This window comes from Blastococcus sp. TF02A-30 (assembly GCF_003319185.1).
Lineage (GTDB): Bacteria > Actinomycetota > Actinomycetes > Mycobacteriales > Geodermatophilaceae > Blastococcus.
In genome coordinates this window covers 396382-416122 of record NZ_QOHJ01000005.1, presented here as the reverse complement: position 1 = coordinate 416122, position 19741 = coordinate 396382, and the positions used below count along the sequence as shown (strand labels likewise).

The following is a 19741-nucleotide window of genomic DNA, read 5'->3' as shown; positions in this document are numbered from 1 at the left end:
CCAGGATCCCAGGTCCGCGGTGCGACCTCACCTGCTGGTCGGCGGCTGCCCCTGGGCCAGCGCCTCCTGGGCGGCGACAGGGTCGTAGGCGCAGGCGTCGGCCGCCGCGGTGGCCGGGGACGGAGCCGGTCCGGTGGGCGCGGGCACCGGGCCGGCCACCGCGGTGGTACCCGGGCCGGCCTGGACGGCCGCCGGGGCCTCGGGCGCGGGTGCGGCGCCGGGAGCCCCCGGGTCGGCCAGGGCCTGCCCGACGATGCTGCGGATCCGGTCGTAGTCCGGATAGGCAGGACGGATCACGGAGTCGTCGAAGACCACGCTGCGGATACCGGCGTCCTTGATCTTCAACGCGAGGTCGGCCAGCCGGCCGACGACCGCCTGCGGGATGTCGGTGCTCACGATGTCCTGCGTCGTCGCCGCGATCTCCTGGTACCTGGTGAGCAGGGTGATCGGGTCGGCCGCCGCCACGATGGCGTCCAGCACGCACCGCTGGCGGTCCATCCGCTGGTAGTCGTCGAGCCCGAACCGACCGCGGGCGTAGTCGAGCGCTCGGTCGCCGCCCATCAGCTGGTCAGGGCCGGGCGCGATGTAGGCGTGCGGCAGGTGACCCAGGGTCGGCTCGCCCCCGATCGGCACGTAGTAGTTCACGTCCACGGTGATCCCGCCCAGGGCGTCGATCATCTGGCTGAAGCCTTCGAGGTTGATCAGCACGTGGTAGTCGATGGGCAGCCCGAGCGCCTCGCCCACGCCCTGCTTCAGGAACTCCGCGCCCGGATCGGCGACGTCACCGAGCACGTCGGGATGGGCGGCCGGCCCGTTGCGGTAGACGGCATTGAGCAGGCTCTCGCTCTCGCTGCCGGCGTCGAAGCCGTCCGGGTACACCTGGGCGAGCGGGCTGCCGGGGGGGAAGGGCAGCTCCTGGAGGTTGCGCGGCAGGCTGAACGTCGTCGTCGCGCCCGTCTCGGTGTCGATGCTGGCCACGATCACGGTGTCCGTCCGCACCCCGTCCCGGCCGTCGCCGCCGTCGCCGCCCAGCAGCAGCACGTTGACCCGGTCCTTGTCGCCCCACGGGTCCGCCGCGGTCCCGGCCGGGATGTCGTCGGCGTCGCTGCCGGCCGCGAACAGGTTGGTGAGCAGGTCCCGCTGCGCCGCGGCCAGCTGGACCACCTCGAACGCGGGCGCGGCGATCCCCAGGGACAGCAGGACGACCACGACGCCGCCGATCAGGCGCGGACCGGCCGCGGTCGTGCCCGGCGCCAGGAGGCGGTAGCCGGCGACGACGACGAGCACCCACGCCAGGGCCCCCACCGTCGCGGCCGCGATGACGAGCACTAGGACGGTCGGGTTCACGGCGATCTGCAGGGCCACGTCGTGGCCGGCGGTCGCCAGCCACACCACGCCGGCGAGGGCGGCGGCGAAACCACCGAGCAGCCACCAGCCCGCCTTCCGGTAGCCGGCGGCGAGGAGCGCGGACCCCGGGAGCAGGGCGCCCAGCACGGTCAGCCCCAGCGCCCGCCCGAACCCGCTCGACGAGCGCGGTGCGCCGGTCGGCGTCCCGCGGCGCGGGGCCGGCCGGCCCAGCCGCGGATCCAGCCGCGCCGGGAGCGGGCGGCCGAGCCTCGGGTCCAGCCGCGCCGGGAGCGGGCGTCCGTGCGCCGCTGCCGTCCAGTCGTGCTGCACCCCGCGTACCTCCTGTGCTCTGGCTCGGCGGCCGGTCGCCGGTTCCGGCAGAGGTTAGGCACGCGTCAGGGGGGTCGGGACGCGCGACACGTCTGCGCCGCCCCGCGGCCACCGGGAGTCCCCGGTGACCGCTCCTGTCACACGGGGCGGGGGTCCGCGGAACCCGGAGAGGTACCGGTGACGAACTGGTCCAGCGTCGGGAGCTGTTGCCTCAGTTGATGCAGGTCGTGTCCGCCGCGGTCCGCGCGGCCGCCTCGTCGGCCGGTGCCGCGGGAGCGGTGGACGCGGTCACCGGGGCGCCGACTCCCGCGAAGTCCGAGCCCAGCACCAGCTGCACGGTCCCGCCGGCGACGTCGTCCGACGGCACCGTGGCGGCTCCGGGTACGGCCGCTGCCACCGTGGCGGCCAGCGCGTCGTCCCCCGGTGCGAAGCGGATCTCGGTCGTCGCGTAGTCGCTGCTGTCGGCGTTCCCGGTGGAGGTGACGACGAAGCCCGCTGCTTCCAAGTCTGCCGCCGTCTCGCCGGCGAGCCCCGCGGTCCCCGAACCGTTGTAGACGGCGACGGGCACCTCCCCGGGCGCCACGGTGTCGGCGGGCTCGGCAGGTTCGGCGGGAGGGGCGTCGGGTTCGGCGGAGAGGTCGGCGAAGAAGTCGTGCAGCGTCTCCTCGTCCGCCAGGCGCAGGATGTAGCGCCCGTTCTCGTCCTCGTCGTCCCCGACGTACGGGACGGTCTGGAACTCGATGCTGCCGGCGGTGACGGCCTGCATCTGCTCGGCGAGGCCGAAGAGGTCCAGCGACTCGTCGACGGTCAGCGCGCCGGCCGCCGCCTCGACGAGCTCGCGCTGCTTGCCGAGGTCGAAGAAGACGTTCTCCGACAGGATCTTCCGGAGCATCGCCGCGATGAACGTCTGCTGGCGGACGATCCGGTCGAAGTCCCCCCGCTCGAGCCCGTGCCGCTGCCGGACGAAGGCCAGCGCCTGCTCACCGCTGATCGTCTGCACACCGGCCGGGAGGTTCACGCCCGAGTACGAGTCCCGGGCGGCCGCGCAGAGGTTGACCTCCACGCCGCCGAGCACGTTGGACAGCTGGAAGAACCCGAGGAGGTCGACCTCTGCGTAGTGGTCGATCTGCAGGCCGGTGAGACCGCTGATGGTCTGGATCAGCAGCTGGGCCCCGGCTGCCTGCCGCGCGGCGTCGTCGCTGCCCTCGGGTGCGCCGTGGTAGCCGAAGGAGTAGGCGGCGTTGAGCTTGTCCTGCCCGTACCCCGGGATCTCCACCCAGGAGTCGCGGGGGAGCGAGACGAACGAGGCCTGGGATCCGTCGGACGGCACGTGGACCAGGATCATGGTGTCGGTGTTGAGGCCGGAGTCCTCGCCCGCGTTCAGCTGCGCCAACTGCTCCGGGGTGAGCCGGCTGCGGCTGTCGCTCCCCACGAGCAGCAGGTTCATCGCCTCGCTGCGGCCGGCGTTCCCCTCCGTGGGGATCGCGTCGGTGCGGTGGACGCTGGCGTCGGCCAGGCGCCCCAGGTGCCAGCCCCAGCCGCTCGCCCCCAGGACGGCCACCGTCAGCACGGCCGCGACAAGGCGCACTGCCGTGACGATCCGCCGCCGCGCCGGTCGCCGCCCGCCAGCGGGTCGGGGGGCCGGTCCAGGTCCCGCCGGGCGCCGTCTCGGGGCCCGTCCTGCCCGTGGGTCGACCCGTGCCGGCAGGGCTCGGCCTCCGGGCTCTCCGGCGTCGTGGTCTGGGTGGTGGCTCACGGGATCCCTCACGAAGGCAGGAGCGGGTGCGCGGACGGAGCGCGACAGCGGCGGCGTCGATGCGGTCGCAGGAGCTCAGCGGCCAGGCTAACCACGGACGCCGTCGCTGCGGGTCCCGCGACACGGCCGGGACCGTTCCCTCTCCCGCACCGGGGGTCGAGCCCGGGACGGGTGGGGGCGCTGGAGGTCAGTGGGGTGGCTGTGGCACGACACGGTCATGCGGGCCGGGGAGTGCGCCGATGTCGATCGGCCGTGTGCGAAAAACTACCGAGGGTGACCGGCGCGCCTTCGGAACCGGAGCGTGCCGGCCGGTGAAGCTGCCTGCGGCGCCCTGTTGCCAGGTGCGCCTGGGCCCTCGTCGTCTCTCCGGAGGAACCATCCCGTGCGCCGCTTGCTCGTAGGCTCGTCCGCCTTCCTCATGCTCACCGGCATGGTGCTCGTCCTGCCCGTCTACGCCGCTCCGGCGCCGGCGGCGACGCCGGTGGAGCCCTCGATCGCAGGCGTGGAGCTGGGCTCGGTGGACCGACCCCGGGACGACGCCGTCGTCACCGCCGACGGCGCGGTCGTCGACGCCGGCCCCGACGCCGACGTGGCCGAGGGCGCCGCGGTGCTGCCGGCCGATCCGTCGCCGCAGGACCCGGTCGCCGCCTCGGGCGAGGAGCTCGACGGCGTGCCCGCGCTCACCGTCTCCCGGCCCGACACCGAGCCGTTCTCCGCGATCGGGGTCACCTGGTCCGAGGACGAGTCGGTCGTCGGCGTCCAGGTCCAGGTGCGCACCAAGAACGCCGAGGGCGCGTGGGGCGAGTGGCAGACCCTCGAGCAGGACGACGTGGAGCTGAGCGAGGACGGGCCGTCGGGCGCCGTCCGGGGTGGCACCGATCCGCTGTGGACCGGACCCTCGCGCGGCGTCGAGGTGATCGTGCAGGCCGTCGACGGCTCCGAGCCCCGCGACGTGCAGCTCGAGCTCATCGACCCGGGCAGCAGCCCGGCCGACGACGTCCCCGGGGCGCCGACGATCACCGACACGGCGCACGCGGCGATGACGATGCCGGCCATCTACTCGCGGGCCCAGTGGGGGGCCGACGAGGGGCTGATGACCTGGGGGCCGGAGTACGCGCCGACGCTCAAGGCCGCCACGATCCACCACACCGCGGACAGCAACGACTACGCCGCCGCCGACGTGCCGGCGATCATGCGCTCGATCTACGCCTACCACGCCGTCAGCCGGGCGTGGGGCGACATCGGCTACAACGTCATCGTCGACAAGTTCGGCCGGGCCTGGGAGGGCCGCTCGGGCGGCCTGGCCAGCACCGTCATCGCGGCGCACGCCGGCGGGTTCAACACCTCCACCTTCGGCATCTCGCTGCTCGGCAACTACGAGCTGGTCACCCCGTCGGCGGCGATGATCGAGACGGCCGCTGCGGTCGCCGCGTGGAAGCTCTCGCTCCACGGCGTCGACCCGAAGGGCACCACGGTGCTCACCTCCAGCGGCGGTGGTACGTCGAAGTACCCCGCCGGCCGGGCGGTCACCCTGCCGACCATCTTCGGCCACCGCGACGTCGGTGCCACGGCCTGCCCGGGCAAGCACGTCTACAGCCGCCTGGGTGACATCCGCGACCTGGCCGCGGCCAAGGTCGCCTCCGAGGGCCCGGCCGAGGCGGTCGCCGCCCCGGTGCCGGCCCAGACGATGCTGCGCAACGACAACGTCGGCGGGGTGGCGCAGTGGACGACGGACCGCGGGGTGCCCGGTGACGTGCCGCTGGCCTGCGACTGGGACGGCAGCGGCAACGAGACGATCGGGCTGTTCCGCCGCGGGAGGTTCCTGCTCTTCGACTCCAACGCCACCGCCGCTCCCGCGTCCGCGGACTTCTTCTTCGGCGACCCCGGTGACGTGCCGCTCTGCGGTGACTGGGACGGGGACGGCAAAGACACCGTGGGGCTCTGGCGCAAGGGCGTGTTCTTCCTGAAGAACAGCAACACCTCCGGCCGGGCCGACGGGTCCTTCGGCTACGGCAACGTCGATGCCCAGCCGCTCGTCGGGAACTGGGACGGCGACCCGTTCGACACCGTCGCCGTCTTCCAGGCCGGCGCGGTGTACTACACGAACAGCAACCTCGTCCCGCTCGCGGCCGGGGTCACCCCGTTCGGGGACCGCACGGACGTGGCGGTGGCGGGTGACTGGAGCGGCTCGGGCAAGGACAGCATCGGGGTGTTCCGCAACGGGACCTTCTACTTCGCCAACTCCCTGATCCGCACGCGCGGCGACCTGACCGTGCACTTCGGGGACCGCGGGGACCGGCCGCTGGTCGCGGACTGGGACGGCAACGACACGACGACCGTGGGGATCAGCCGTGGGTACTGAGCTGCGGACCCGGTTCCGTCGCGGGGTCGTCGTCGGCCTGGCCGCCGCGGGGCTGGCCGCCGGCGTGACGGTCGCGGCGCCGGCCCAGGCGACCGTGACCGGTGACATCACCATCACCGGGCACGGCTACGGCCACGGGCGCGGCCTGGGGCAGTGGGGCTCCTACGGCTACGCCACGGCCGGGGCCTCGTACCGGGACATCGTCGGCCACTACTACGGCGGAACGGTCATCTCGGCGCAGCCCGACGGGCCGGTGGGCGTCCAGCTCACCGCCCAGGACGGCCTGGACCTCGTGGTGACGTCGGGCCGGGACTTCACCGTCGGCGGCGTGCACGTCTCCGCCGGTTCCGCGGCGCGGGTCACCGCTCGTCCCGACGGCAGCTTCCTGCTCACCACCAGTTTCGGCTGCGCGGCGCCGGCCGTCTGGACGACGCCGATCGGCACCTCCCGCGTGGCGCCGACCGTGGAGCCCGGCGGGGACCTGAACGCCATGCTCAGCCTCTGCACCCCCACCGGCACCCGGCAGTACCGCGGGGAGCTCTCGGTGGTCTGGACGGGCAACGGGCAGCGGACCGTCAACACCGTCCGCATGGAGGACTACCTCCGCGGCGTGGTGCCGCGTGAGTCCCCGGCCAGCTGGGGCGACGCCGCCGGCGGCAAGGGCATGGAGGCGCTGAAGGCCCAGGCCGTGGCCGCCCGGTCCTACGCCTGGGCGGAGAACCGCTCCAGCTGGGCCAAGACCTGCGACACCACCTCCTGCCAGGTGTACTCGGGAGCCGGCATCAACGGCTCCTCGGTGGAGGACCGGCGCACCGACGCCGCCATCGCCGGTACCGCGGGCGTCGTGATGCGCACACCGGCCGGCGCGATCGTGCGCACCGAGTTCAGCTCGTCCACCGGCGGCTACACCGCCGGCGGCGCCTTCCCGGCCGTCGTCGACGAGGGCGACACCGCCTCGCCGTACCACAACTGGACGACGAAGGTGCCCGCCTCCCGGGTGGTGAGCGCATTCGGGGTGGGGGAGCTGACCGGCATCCAGGTCACCCGCCGCAACGGCCTCGGGGCCGACGGCGGCCGGGTGCTCGCGGTCGAGATCTCCGGGACGGCGAAGACGGTGACCGTGACGGGCAACGACGTCCGCTCCCGGCTGGGCCTGCGCTCGGACTGGTTCTCCGTCGACGTCGGCGGGGGCGTTCCGGCCGGACCGGGCCCGCAGGCCCCGCCGGCGCCGCCGGTGCAGCCGTTCGTCTACCGGGCGTCGGGCAACCAGCCGGGCGCCTCGGCCGTCCCCGTGCCGTTCGGCCAGGTCGGTGACATCCCGCTGGCCTGCGACTGGAACGGCGACGGCGTGAGCACCCTGGGCATCTTCCGCCGGGGCGTGTTCTACACGACCGACGTCCCCGGCGGGGGCGTCGCGCAGCAGGTCTTCGCGTTCGGCCAGCCCGGGGACCAGCCGGTGTGCGGTGACTGGGACGGCAACGGCACCGACACCGTCGGCGTCTTCCGCGGCGGCATGGTCTACCTGCGCAACAGCAACTCGACCGGCGTCGCCGACGGCTCGTTCGGCTTCGGCGACCGGGGCGACCGGCTGATCGCCGGCGACTGGAACGGTGACTCGTTCGACACCGTCGGGGTGTGGCGCAACGGCTGGTTCCACCTGACCAACAGCAACCTCGTGGCGACGACGGCCGCCTCGGTCGCCTACGGCAGCCCCGGGGACCTGCCGGCGACCGGGGACTGGGACGGCAACGGCACCGACACCCTCGGCATCCTGAACGCGGGCACCTTCTACCTGCGCAACGACTGGGTGTCCGGCCGCGGGGAGCTGAGCTTCGGCTTCGGCGACCGCGGTGACGTGCCGGTGGTCGGTCGCTGGGCGGCCGGCGCGGGTGGTGACGTCGTCGGCGTCGCCCGCTCGTACTGAACCGGGTGGGCCCTGGGGCACCGGTGACCACTGGGTCGCCGGTGCCCAGGTCCTCCCGGGCAGAGGCGATCGGACAGGTACCGTCAGTGCCCGTGCCGACCGTCCCACCCGAGTCCCCGTCCCGCAGCTGGTCGCGGACCGTCGACGACCTGGCCGGGGGGTGGCGGCAGCGCTCGCTGTGGGGTCACCTCGGCTGGCAGGACATCAAGCAGCGCTACCGCCGCTCGGTGCTCGGGCCGATCTGGATCACGATCAGCATGGCGGTCACCGCCGTGGCGCTGGGCATCCTCTACGCCGGCCTCTTCGGCAACAGCCTCGCCGACCAGCTGCCCTACATCCTGGTCGGGTTCATCGTCTGGGGCTTCATCAGCGGGTGCATCCTCGAGGGCGCCGACGTCTTCATCGCCAACGAGGGGCTGATCAAGCACCTGCCCGCACCGCTGAGCGTGCACGTCTACCGGTTGGTCTGGCGCCAGACGTTGCTCTTCGCGCACAACATGATCGTCTACCTGGTCATGCTGGTGATCTTCCCGCAGCCGCTGAGCGCGACGGTGCTGCTCGCCATCCCCGCGTTCGCGCTGCTGATGGTCAACGGCGCCTGGATAGCCGTGCTCCTGGGCATCATCACCACGCGGTTCCGCGACCTGACGCCCATCACGCAGAGCCTCGTGCAGCTGCTGTTCTTCATGACGCCGATCGTGTGGATCTACGAGGACTTCCTCGCCAGCGAGAACCCGGCGATCGCCGAGCGGGCTCGGCTGGCCGAGATCAACCCCTTCCTGCACTTCCTGGAGATCATCCGTCGGCCGCTGCTCGGGCAGGAGCAGCACCTGCGCCACTGGGTCGTCGTCCTGGTCATCGCCGTGGTCGGGTGGGCGGCGGCGCTGTTCGTCCTGCGCCGCTACCGGTCCCGCGTCTCGTATTGGGTGTGAGCATGTCGACCGAATCCGCCTCCGACGGCCGTCGCGAGGTCAGCATCACGACCAAGGACGCCTGCGTCGACTTCCCGATCTTCGACGCGAAGAGCCGCTCGCTGAAGAAGACCGTCATGGGCCTGGTCGGGGGCAACATCGCCAGCACCAGCAAGGTGCCGATCATCGAGGCGCTGACCGACGTCAACGTGCACCTCGAGCACGGGGCCCGGGTGGCCCTCGTCGGCCACAACGGCGCGGGCAAGACGACCCTGCTGCGGCTGCTGGCCGGCATCTACGAACCCACCCGCGGCGTCGCGGAGATACGCGGCCGGGTGGCGCCGATCTTCGACCTCGGCGTGGGCATGGACCCGGAGATCTCCGGCCTGGAGAACATCATGATCCGGGGCCTGTTCCTCGGCATGACCCGCAAGCAGATGGAGGCGCGGGTCGACGACATCGCGGACTTCACCGAGCTCGGCGACTTCCTCCGGATGCCGCTGCGCACCTACTCCACGGGCATGCGGGTCCGGCTGGCCCTCGGCGTGGTCACCAGCATCGATCCGGAGATCCTGCTCCTGGACGAGGGGATCGGCGCGGTCGACGCGGCCTTCCTGGAGAAGTCCAAGCGCCGCCTGGCCGATCTCGTCGAGCGTTCCGGTCTGCTGGTCTTCGCCTCGCACTCCGACGAGTTCCTCCGCGAGCTGTGCGACTCGGCGATCTGGATGGAGCACGGGCGGGTCAAGCAGCACGGCGAGCTGGAGGAGGTCCTGCGGGCCTACAAGGGCACCCCCGCGTGAGCGACGACCTCACGGGCACTGCCGGCGGCCGCATCGTCGCCGTCATCGTCACCCGGCACCGGCGGGACCTGCTCGGCCGCAGCCTGGCCGCGATCGCCGAGCAGACCCGGCCGGTGGACCACGTGGTGCTCGTCGACAACGGGCCCGACCATCCGGTGGAGGACGTCGCGCGGGCCAGCGGGCTGCCGATCACGTACCTGCCCAGCGAGCGCAACCTCGGTGGTGCCGGTGGTTTCGCGCTGGGCATGCTGCACGCGCTGGCGCTCGGGGCGGACTGGGTGTGGTGCGCCGACGACGACGGCCGCGCCGCCACCCCCGACGTCCTGGAGACGTTGCTGCGGGTGGCCGACCAGCACGACCTGGCCGAGGTCTCGCCGATGGTCGCCGACGAGAGCGACCCGGCTCGGCTGGCCTTCCCGCTGCGCCGCGGCCTGCGGTGGCGGCGGACCGCCGGCGAGTTCGCCGACGTCGACGTCATCCACGGCTACGCGTCGCTGTTCAACGGTGCGTTGTTCCGCGCCGCGGCGCTCGATGTCGTCGGCGTCCCGGACAGCCGGCTGTTCTTCCGCGGTGACGAGACCGAGATCCACCGCCGGCTGCGCCGGTCGGGGCTGCGCTTCGGCACCGCCACGAGGGCGTTCTACCTGCACCCTGAGGGGACGACGGAGTTCGTGCCGATCCTCGGGGGGCGGCTGTCGGCGCAGTACCCGGAGAACGAGGTCAAGCGGTACTACACCTACCGCAACCGGGGCTATTTGCTCGCCCGGCCGGGCATGCGCTGGATGGCGCCGCTGGAGTACGTCCGGTTCGGCTACTTCTTCCTCAGCCGGGGCGACTGGGCAGGCCTGCGCGAGTGGCTGCGGCTGACCCGGGCCGGCCGGCGCGAGCGGCTCACCCGCGCCGGCTGACCCGGCTCACAGCACGGTCTTGGGGAACTCCGGCTTCGGGTCGAACGTCAGGCCCTCGAGGAACTTCCTGGCCAGCTCGAGGCGCAGCTTGCGCGGCACGCGGCCTTCCTTCAGCCCGCGGTGCACCCGCTGGGCGAACCGCAGCGCGGCGGCCTTGTCCACGTGGTGCCACTGGTAGGACGCCTCGTTGCGCACGCCGTAGGAGAACTTCCAGAGGTTGCGCTCGTTGACGTCGGCGAAGTTGACGCCGCGGTTGGTGGGCAGGTCGTGCACGACGCGGCTGTCCAGGCACTGGATGCCCGGCGCGGCGGCGGTGATCCGCCGGGTGTACTCCTGGTCGTCGAACCAGATGAAGTACTCGCTCAGCGGCAGCCCGTACTTCGCCATCGTCCAGCGCGGCACGAGGACCGACACGAACGAGCAGTGCTCGACGAGCACCACGGGCAGGCCGCGGACGAGCAGGCGGCCCCAGTCCCAGGTGGTGCCGGGGTTGTTCATCTCGCAGACGTCGCCGTCGACCCACTGCACGACCGAGCAGGCGAACGGCAGCTGCATGCCCATCTGCTTCTCGGCCGCGTCCAGACCGGACAGCAGCTCCGCGAGCGCGTCGGGCTCGGCGTAGCAGTCGTCGTCCATGATCCAGGCGAAGTCGGCGCCGCCCTCGTAGGCCAGCTTCATGCCGGTGGCGAAGCCGCCCGCGCCGCCGGTGTTGGTGTCCAGCCGCACGACCTCGATCCCGGGCCGGGCGCCGTACTCGGCGAGCACCGCGGGGGTGTCGTCGGTCGAGGCGTTGTCGATGACCAGCACCCGATCGGCCGGGCGCGACTGGGCGGCCAGCTTGTCGAGGACGGTCGGGAGCTTGTCCGCGCGGTTGTACGTGACCACGACGGCGGTGACGGAGAGGGTCATGCGTTCCATTCCTTGTAGAGGTCGCGCGTCCACTCGCGGGCGTGGGGGAGCGCAGCGAAGGCCTGCACCTTGCGCTGCTGCTCGGCGGCCCAGCGTGCGCGCTGCTCGGGGTCGGTCACGGCGGTGATGACCCGCTCACGAGCCGCCGCGAGGAACGGCAGCGGGTGGCGGGGGCAGAGCAGGTCGTCGACGACCACCGAGCGCTGCGAACCGACGTCCGCGCTGATGACGAGCGCGTCGTGGGCGGCGGCCTCGAAGCTGGTCAGCGTGACACCCTCGTTGTCCGAGCTGATGACCAGCACGTCGGCGTCGTCGAGGGTCTCGGACACCGGCTGGTCCACGCCCCGCATCTCGAGGACGCTCCCGAGGCCGAGCCGGCGGCTCATCGTGCGGATCTCGTCGGCCAGCTCGCCGTCGCCGTGCATGACGAACCGGGCGTCGGGGAGGTCGCGCCGCAGGCGGGCTACCAGCCGCAGGAAGAGGTAGGGCCGCTTCTGTTGGGTGAGCCGGCCGACGAAGGCGACCGTGGTCCCCCCGTCGCGCCTCAGGGCGGGCGCGCGCGTGGTCGGTGTGAGGTCGGCGAGGGTGGCCAGCACGACCTTCTCCCGCGGCACCTTCATGTCCTGGATCAGGTAGTCGCGCAACTGCGGCGAGATGACGTGGTGCACGTCGATCGCGTCGGTGACCCGGACGGCGATCTCGACGAACCCGCCGGTGCGCCACTCCAGGATGTGCAGCGAGTCGGCGATGTGCACCCACGGGAACCGGGCCCGGATCCACGGCAGCCGCTCGTAGAGCCACGTGCAGTGGTGCAGGTGGATGCCGCGGATGTCGAAGGCGTCGAACAGGCCGTTGAGGAGGGTGGCGTCCTGGTGGGCCTCCAGCGGGGAGGTGATCGGCAGGAAGACGGCGTCGGCCAGCTCCGGCCGGGTCACCCACGGGCTGCTGCTGGCCCGGTCGGTGAGGACGATCGGCAGGAAGCCGGCCTCGGCCGCGGCCTGGATGCACTCCAGGGCCCAGCGCTCGGCGCCACCGAGCTCCAGCCAGTGCAGCCCGAACAGGACCGCGCGGGGCTTGTCCCCGGGAGGCGGTGCGGCGGCAGCGCTGCGCGGGGCCGAGCGGGTCCGGGGGATGTCGCGGCGGGAGGGCCGGCGCTCCAGCTGGTCGGTGCGCCGCTGGCGGAGCGCGTCGAAGGCGACCGGCGCGCGCGACCGGGCGGCGAAGTGCGCCCGGTGGAACGGGGAGGGCGTGAGCGGCTTGGCCTGCACGAACTCCGGCCGCTCGCCGCCGAGGTCGACGACGAGGTCGAGCGGCTCCACGTCGTCCGGTGCGTCAGCGTCCGCGGCGCCCGAGACGGTGACGAGCGCGACCGGCCCGGACGCGCCGTCCCACGTCATGCGGGCGACCGCCCAGCCCGTCGTCTCGGGCACGGCGCCGGCCTCCCCCCGGTGGGCGAGCACCCGCAGGACGCGGCGCGGGTGCGTCAGGACGGACACGGTGAGCGCGCCGTCGAGCAGCCGCCGCTCCCGGTCGTCGAGCTCCTCCCACCACGTCGCCTCGTGCACCGAGTAGACGCGGGATGCGCCCGGCCCGAGCGGGGTCTGGCTGGTCATGTCGGTGGTGCCTCTCTCGTCCGTTCGGTCCGGCGTCGGTCGTGCGGAGTTCAGCTCGTACCTCGTTCCACCCGGTAGATGGTCGCCGCGTCGTTCGACCACACCTCGGTGAGGCCGGGGACGGCGTCGAGGCCCTCGAGGCCCGGGGCGCGGGAGACCGTGTCGGTGGCGAACCCCTCGCCGACGATGACCCAGCGCACGTCCAGCGACTCCAGGGCGTCCTCGACCGCGGCGGAGTCGCGCTCCGGTGCGAAGTCCTCGATCAGCGTGATCCGGTCGCTGCCGAACTGCTCCGGGCTCGACGGCTGGGTCAGGGGCGTCTTGAACACCAGCGGCAGACCCTCCAAGGCGTACGCCCACGGGGACCCGTCGGCGGGATCGTTCAGCACGGTGCCACCGTCCCAGAGTCGCGCCAACTCGGCATATGCCGCCTCCTCGCCGGAGGACACCGTGGGGCCGTCCCTGTACGGCAGGGAGACCTGCCGGGTGTTGCGCTCCAGGTAGCCGTTCGGGGTCAGCAGGACGAGCAGCACGGCCAGCAGCCCGACGACGACGGAGCCGCGCGCGACCAGGGCGGCGGGCGGCGGGCGGCCCGGCAGCCGGTCCAGCAGCCGTAGGACCCAGTCCTCGAGCCGGACGAAGCCGGCGGCGGCGAGCACGGCTGCGGGCACGACGAACAACGCGGCCAGCCGCCAGCGGTCGTTCCACCACACCGAGGTGAGCCGCAGCGACACGGCGGTGTCGTAGGAGGCCGCGAGGACGAAGAGGGCGAGGAAGACACCGGCGCCGACGAGGAACGGGCGCAGGGCAGGGCTCCGCAGGGCGGCCACCGCACCCAGCAGGAGCAGCAGCGCCAGCCACCACTGCGGCCACAGCGTCTCGTGGTTGAAGAGGAGGAGCCGACCCACCGCGCCGCCCGGTGTCTCGGTCGCCGGCCAGTCGATCTCCGTCGCGTTCCCGGCGACCCCGGTGAGCCCGCGCAGGCCCGGGGACGCGAGCACGACAGCGGCGGCAGCGGTCAGGACGACGGCCAGCAGCGTGCGGCGGTCGCGCCACGGCCGGTCGGTGCGCCGGCCGGTCAGGAGCAGCAGCGCCATGAGGAGGGCGGCGGCCACGGCGGCGCTGGGGTGGGTGGTGAGGAGCCCGACGGCGGCGACGGCCAGCGCGCCGGCGACGCCGACGCTCGGGGAGCGGACCAGCCGCACGAGCAGCCCGCAGGCGGCGGGCAGGACGGCGATCGCCAGCGCCAGCGGGAGCAGCGGGCCGAAGTTGACGAGGTCGTAGGGGAAGGCGGAGAACATGCCCGCGAGGAGCGCGCCGGCGAAGACCATCGCAGGCCGGGGTGCCACGACGCGCAGCAGCGCCACCAGCGAGAGGGCGAACACGGCAGGCAAGCAGGCTGAGAGGCTGTTGAGGACCGTCTGCACCGGCTCCACGCCGCTGTCGAAGAGCAGCGCCCCGAGGGAGTGGTAGGTGTGCGGGTAGTAGTAGTCGGGATTGGCCGGCTGGGCGACGGCCGCGAGCGCCGAGGGGGCGGCGTCCTGGGTCTCGGCGATGTAGCGCACGGCGTTCGCGTGGAACATCGCGTCCCAGTACTGCGGGATGCCCTCGAGGTTCTGCGTGCCGCGCTGCACCGCGAGGGCGCCGACCACGGCGGTGCCGGCGAGCGCCGCGCCGATCGCGACATGGTGATGAAGCCCATAGCGGATGGCGCAGGGGCTGGCGTGTCCCCGCCAGGGGCGGGCGCACGCGACGGCCACGGCGCACAGCACGAGCAGCCCGACCAGCGTGCTCGTCGTCGTCCACGCGATGCCGGTCATCCCGTACCAGGCGGCGAGCACCCCGGCCGCACCGACGGTCAGCGCGGGGGAGGAGCCCACGAGCACCCATCCGCGCAGGCCCAGGGCGAGGCCGAGCACGAAGCCGGGCACGAGCAGGAGGGCGAGCGCGGCCGCGATCACCGGCGCGGAGCTCACGTGGGGCCCGGCGGAGTCGCGTACACGGGGGGCCAGTCTAGGGGGGCCGCGGACCCTGCCGGGGACGCCGGGGACTCTGGAGCGGTGTCGCCGCCGCCGTCCGGTGCTGCCTTACTGTGCCGGGCATGACTGCACAGCAGCCGGTGGCTCTGAGTCGGCTGCCCCGCCGGATCCCGGAGATCCGACCACTCACCGGTCTGCGCATAGTCGCTGCCCTCCTCGTGGTCGTCTTCCACATCCGGGGCAACCTGCGCGCCGCCTTCCCCGACGTCGCCGAGGCCTTCTGGCCGATCCTGGATTCCGGGCTGCTCGGCGTCGACCTCTTCTTCGCGCTCAGCGGCTTCGTGCTGACGATCAACTACGTCGACGCCGCTGGAGTGCGGCTGGCCCGGTCGCGGACGGCGCGCTTCCTGTGGGCGCGGATAGCCCGAATCTGGCCGGCGTACGCCGTCACCCTGCTCATCGCCGGCATCTGGCACGCCGGGTTGCCGGTGGTGGGCTGGGAGGACCCGGTGCCGCCGGAGGACCTGTCCGCGATGAGCTTCCTGCGCCAGTTCTTCCTCGTCGTGCTGTGGGACGAGCCCGGCTACGACCGGCTCACCTGGAACGGCCCGGCCTGGTCGGTGAGTGCCGAGGCGCTGGCCTACCTCGCCTTCCCGGTGCTGGCCCTGCTGCTGTTCCGCCTGGACCGGGCGGTGCGGGCGCGCACCCTGATCTGGCTGGGCCTGGCCGTGCTCGTGCCGCTGATGATCCTGGGGTCGATCAGCCTCTACGGCCCGTACCTGTGGCTCATCCGGCTGGCCGGCGGGTTCGTGGCCGGTTCCCTGGCCGCGCTCGTCGTCCGAAAGGTGTGGGCGCACATCGACGAGCACCCGCACCGGTCCTGGCCGACCGTGCTCACCTGGGTGTCCGTGGTCGGCGTCGTCGGGACGCTGTACCTGACCTACGGGATCGACCGGCCCGCCGCCCGGATCCTCGCGGTGCTGTTCTTCCCGCTGCTGCTGATCGGGCTGTCCTTGAGCCGCTCCGGCCTCTCGCGGCTGCTGGCGACCGAACCGTTCGTGTTCGGCGGGCGGATCTCCTACAGCGTCTACCTGACCCACATGGTGCTGGTCATCGAGCCGTTCTGGGCGCTGCAGACCAGGTGGCCGGGGTCTCTCCCCGACGACTCGCTCGTGGCCAGGTCCTACTTCATCGCCGTCCCGGTGCTGGCCTGCCTGACCGGCTGGCTGCTGTGGCGCTTCGTGGAGGAGCCTGCCCAGCGCAAGATGCGGACGATGGTCGTCGACGTCCCTGCCGAGGACGCGGAGCGGGCCCCCGAGCTACCCACGCTGCAGCCGGCCGGCGACACCGTCGTCGGTGGCCGGGTCGACCCGCAGGCGGTGGCCGCGGCCGACGGCGGCGTGGGGCTGGACCGAGCACCCGCCGCGAGGTGAGCGGCCCCCGTCGTCCGCCCGGGAGTCAGTCCTCCAGGCGGCCGTCGAGGGCGGCGCCCTGGTCGAAGAACGGCCGGATCCGGTTCTCGAACATGGTCAGCGCCGAGCCGATCGCCATGTGCATGTCGAGGTACTTGTAGGTGCCGAGGCGGCCGCCGAACAGGACGCGCTTCTCGGCGGCCTCCTTCGTGGCCAGCTCGCGGTAGGTCTCGAGCTTGGCGCGGTCCTCGGGGGTGTTGATCGGGTAGTACGGCTCGTCGCCGCTCTCGGCGAAGCGGGAGTACTCGCGCACGACGACGGTCTTGTCGGTCGGGTAGTCGCGCTCGGGGTGGAAGTGCCGGAACTCGTGGATCCGGGTGTAGGGCACGTCCTCGTCGCCGTAGTTCATGACCGAGGTGCCCTGGAAGTCGCGGATCGGCAGCACCTCGGTCTCGAAGTCCAGGGTGCGCCAGCCCAGCTCGCCGGCGGAGTAGTCGAAGTACTTGTCGATCGGCCCGGTGAACACGGTGGGGACGTCGGAGGGCAGCTCGTCGCGGACGTCGAAGTAGTCGGTGTTCAGCCGCACCTCGATGTTCGGGTGGTCGGCCATGCGGGTCAGCCAGGCGGTGTAGCCGTCGACCGGCAGGCCCTCGTAGGTGTCGTTGAAGTAGCGGTTGTCGAAGGTGTAGCGGACCGGGAGCCGCGCGATGACCTCGGCGGGCAGCTCGGTGGGGTCGGTCTGCCACTGCTTCTTCGTGTAGCCGCGGATGAAGGCCTCGTAGAGGGGCCGACCGATCAGCGAGATGGCCTTCTCCTCGAGGTTGGCCGCCGACGCGGTGTCGAGCTCGCCGGCCTGCTCGGCGACCAGGGCCCGCGCCTCGTCGGGGGAGAAGCTCTTGCCGAAGTAGCCGCAGATCGTGGCCAGGTTGATCGGCATCGAGTAGGTCTGCCCGCCGACGATGGTGAAGACCCGGTGCTGGTAGTTCGTGAACGAGGTGAACCGGTTCACGTACTCCCACACCCGCTTGTTCGAGGTGTGGAAGAGGTGCGCCCCGTACACGTGCACCTCGATGCCGGTCTCCGGCTCGGGGGCGGAGTAGGCGTTGCCGCCGATGTGGTCGCGGCGGTCGATCACCAGCACGCGCTTGTCCAGCTCGTTCGCCACCCGCTCGGCGACGGTCAGGCCGAAGAATCCGGAACCGACGACGACGACGTCAGGGCTACCTGTGGTCACGCCCGGCGACGATACCGCCGTGGTCGCTCTCGGCCCGCGCCTGGCCGCGCTCGTGGAGTCGGGGGTGCGACACCAGTGTGCGCCTGCGGTGTCGGTCCCGGCCGTCGAGAGCGCGGCGGAACGGATCGCGCGGAAGGGGCCGTGGCTAGGGTGGTCGGGTGCCTGACGCCCCGACGCCGCTGCGCGTGGTCGCCGTCACCTACTCGCCGGGCGAGGCGCTGGATGGCTTCGTCGAGTCGCTGGCGCAGGCCACCAGCCGCCCGGTCGAGGTGGTGCTGGCCGACAACGGCTCCACCGACGGGGCGCCGGAGCGGTCCGCGGCCGGGCACCCGCACGTCCGGTTGCTGCGCACCGGCGGGAACATCGGTTACGGGGCGGCGGCCAACGCGGGCCTGGCCGACCGCACGGAGGGCTATGCGTTGATCGCGAACCCCGATGTGCGGTTCGAGCCCGGATCGGTCGACGAGCTCCTTGCCGTCGCGGCGCGCTGGCCCCGGGCGGCGACGGTCGGGCCGGCGATCCGGACCCCGGACGGCGACCTCTACCCGTCGGCCCGCGACCTGCCGTCGCTGAGCACCGGCGCCGGGCACGCGCTCCTGGGCTGGGTCTGGCCGGCCAACCCCTGGACGGCGCGGTACCGGCGCGAGCGGGAGAGCCCGCGCGAGCGGACGGCGGGCTGGCTCTCGGGCTCCTGCTTCCTGGTCGACCTGGCGGCGTTCCACTCCGTCGGCGGCTTCGACCCCGGCTACTTCATGTACTTCGAGGACGTCGACCTGGCCGAGCGGCTGGGTCGTCGCGGCTGGCTGCACGTGTACGCGCCATCGGCCGTGGTGGTGCACGAGGGCGGCCACGCGACCCGGCGCGAGCCGCACCGGATGCAGCGGGTGCACCACACCAGCGCGCTGCGCTACCTCTCCGGCCAGTACCCGCGGCGGCGGCACGCCCCGCTGCGCGTGCTGCTCCGGGCGGGGCTGGGCGGTCGGATGCTCGTCTCCTACGTCAGCGGGCGGGTGGCAGCGGGTGCGCGGTTCCAGCGCGGCGCCGACGAGCTGCGCCCCGCGCGGAAGGGCTGACCGTGCGGCACGCGGTCATCATGGCCGGCGGCTCGGGCACGCGGCTGTGGCCGTTGTCGCGGGCCGGGCGGCCCAAGCAGCTGCTGGACGTCCTGGCCGACGGCGACGGCGGGGCGCACAGCCTCCTGCGGGAGGCGTTCACCCGGTTGCAGGCGGTGCTGCCGACCGGGCAGATCTGGGTGTGCACCGCAGTGCGCTACGCCGAGCAGGTGCGGACCGCGCTGCCCGAGCTGGCCGCCGACCGCCTGGTGCTGGAGCCCGTGCCGCGGGACACCGCGAACGCCGTGGGGTTGACCGCTGCCCTCGTGGCCGACGTCGATCCGGACGCTGAGCTGGCCGTGGTGAGCGCCGACCACGTCATCCGGCCGGTGGAGCGGTTCGCGGCGGCGCTGCGCTCCGCGTACGAGGTCCTCGCGGTGCGGCCGCGGGCGCTGGTCACGCTGGGCGTGACGCCGACCTCGCCGGCCACCGGCTTCGGCTACGTGCGGAAGGGCCCGCCGGTCGCGGACGGCGTCGCGGAGGTGGCCTCGTTCACCGAGAAACCGGACCGGGCGACCGCCGAGCGCTACCTCGCCGGGGGCGGGCACCTCTGGAACTCGGGGATGTTCGTGTGGCGGGCGCAGACCGTGCTCGACGCGCTGGCCGAGCACCTGCCCGAGTCGGCTGCCGGGCTGGCGCGGGTGGTCGCCGCACCGGCCGGCCCGGCTCGGGAGGCGGTGCTGGCCGAGGTGTTCCCGACGCTGCCGAAGATCAGCGTCGACTACGCGGTGCTGGAGCCGGCGGCGAGCGAGCCGGGGCGGGTGCTGGTGGTCGACCTCGACGTCGACTGGCTCGACGTGGGCTCCTGGCCGGCGTTGGCGGCCACGCTCGACGACGACGGCGCGGGCAACGCGGTGCGCGGGCTGACGGTGGTGGTCGACGGCACCGGCAACGTGGTGCTCAGCGACGACCCCGAGCACCTGGTGGCCCTGGTCGGGGTGCGCGACAGCGTGGTGGTGCACACCGCGGACGTGACGATGGTGTGCCCGGTCGGGGACGCCGAGCGGGTCAAGCAGCTGCTGGCAGCCGTGGAAGATCGGCAGGGTCGGCGCTTCTCGTGACCGTGCGGTGCGGGACGTGGGACTCGTGGGGCACCAGTCACTCCATGTGTTAGTGACGTAACGGTCCGTCGGAGTGTTGGTCG

General features: G+C 72.9%; 14 protein-coding genes. 8 read left to right on the top strand and 6 right to left on the bottom strand.

The features are described from left to right. Positions 1-27: 27 nt before the first annotated feature. Positions 28-1677 (bottom strand): LCP family protein, encoded by a 1650-nt coding sequence (locus tag DQ241_RS13840; protein ID WP_233492429.1) that lies wholly within the window; start codon positions 1675-1677, stop codon positions 28-30. Positions 1678-1888: 211 nt separating this feature from the next. Then, complete coding sequence (locus DQ241_RS13835; RefSeq protein ID WP_233492428.1) at positions 1889-3265, bottom strand: LCP family protein; 1377 nt, start codon at positions 3263-3265, stop codon at positions 1889-1891. A 550-nt stretch (positions 3266-3815) separates the two neighbouring features. Here DQ241_RS13835 and DQ241_RS13830 point away from each other — a divergent pair. The 5 genes from DQ241_RS13830 to DQ241_RS13810 all read left to right on the top strand — a co-directional run bounded on the left by DQ241_RS13830 (position 3816) and on the right by DQ241_RS13810 (position 10338). Next, positions 3816-5795 carry an N-acetylmuramoyl-L-alanine amidase gene (locus tag DQ241_RS13830; protein ID WP_113830753.1) on the top strand — a complete coding sequence of 660 codons (1980 nt, stop codon included), beginning with the start codon at positions 3816-3818 and terminating at the stop codon, positions 5793-5795. Beyond that, complete coding sequence (locus DQ241_RS13825; RefSeq protein WP_113830752.1) at positions 5785-7719, top strand: SpoIID/LytB domain-containing protein; 1935 nt, start codon at positions 5785-5787, stop codon at positions 7717-7719. The genes DQ241_RS13830 and DQ241_RS13825 overlap by 11 nt, the downstream gene beginning before the upstream one ends. 92 nt (positions 7720-7811) lie before the next feature. Further along, positions 7812-8651, top strand: a complete 840-nt coding sequence (locus DQ241_RS13820) for an ABC transporter permease (protein WP_199584515.1) — start codon at positions 7812-7814, stop codon at positions 8649-8651. A 2-nt stretch (positions 8652-8653) separates the two neighbouring features. Beyond that, positions 8654-9430, top strand: coding sequence for an ABC transporter ATP-binding protein (locus DQ241_RS13815; RefSeq protein ID WP_113830751.1), 777 nt, complete (start codon positions 8654-8656; stop codon positions 9428-9430). Then, a complete protein-coding gene (locus DQ241_RS13810; protein ID WP_233492427.1) occupies positions 9427-10338 on the top strand; it encodes a glycosyltransferase in 912 nt (303 codons plus the stop codon). Before DQ241_RS13815 ends, DQ241_RS13810 begins: the two co-directional genes overlap by 4 nt. A gap of 6 nt (positions 10339-10344) precedes the next feature. Here DQ241_RS13810 and DQ241_RS13805 read toward each other — a convergent pair whose 3' ends face one another. The 3 genes from DQ241_RS13805 to DQ241_RS20615 are packed head-to-tail and all read right to left on the bottom strand — an operon-like array spanning position 10345 to position 14836. After that, a complete protein-coding gene (locus tag DQ241_RS13805) occupies positions 10345-11247 on the bottom strand; it encodes a glycosyltransferase family 2 protein (RefSeq protein WP_199584513.1) in 903 nt (300 codons plus the stop codon). Beyond that, on the bottom strand, positions 11244-12860 hold the full coding sequence (locus DQ241_RS13800) for a glycosyltransferase (protein WP_113830749.1): 1617 nt from the start codon (positions 12858-12860) through the stop codon (positions 11244-11246). The genes DQ241_RS13805 and DQ241_RS13800 overlap by 4 nt, the downstream gene beginning before the upstream one ends. A 50-nt stretch (positions 12861-12910) precedes the next feature. Then, entirely contained in the window at positions 12911-14836 is a 1926-nt protein-coding gene (locus DQ241_RS20615) for a DUF6541 family protein (RefSeq protein WP_158545938.1), read from the bottom strand. Between the two features lie 125 nt (positions 14837-14961). Here DQ241_RS20615 and DQ241_RS13790 point away from each other — a divergent pair, with 125 nt between their 5' ends. Further along, the gene (locus DQ241_RS13790) at positions 14962-16272 is read left to right on the top strand and encodes an acyltransferase (RefSeq protein ID WP_147252381.1); all 1311 of its coding nucleotides are present in this window, start codon (positions 14962-14964) and stop codon (positions 16270-16272) included. A gap of 25 nt (positions 16273-16297) precedes the next feature. Here the strand turns inward: DQ241_RS13790 and glf are convergent, their stop codons facing one another. Further along, entirely contained in the window at positions 16298-17485 is a 1188-nt protein-coding gene (gene glf / locus DQ241_RS13785) for a UDP-galactopyranose mutase (protein WP_113830747.1), read from the bottom strand. A gap of 158 nt (positions 17486-17643) precedes the next feature. On the opposite strand from glf, the gene DQ241_RS13780 reads away from it, so the two are divergent. Together DQ241_RS13780 and DQ241_RS13775 are read left to right on the top strand one after the other, a co-directional pair. Continuing rightward, entirely contained in the window at positions 17644-18558 is a 915-nt protein-coding gene (locus DQ241_RS13780) for a glycosyltransferase family 2 protein (RefSeq protein ID WP_113830746.1), read from the top strand. A 2-nt stretch (positions 18559-18560) separates the two neighbouring features. After that, positions 18561-19658, top strand: a complete 1098-nt coding sequence (locus tag DQ241_RS13775) for a mannose-1-phosphate guanylyltransferase (RefSeq protein WP_113830745.1) — start codon at positions 18561-18563, stop codon at positions 19656-19658. The last annotated feature ends 83 nt before the right edge of the window (positions 19659-19741 follow it).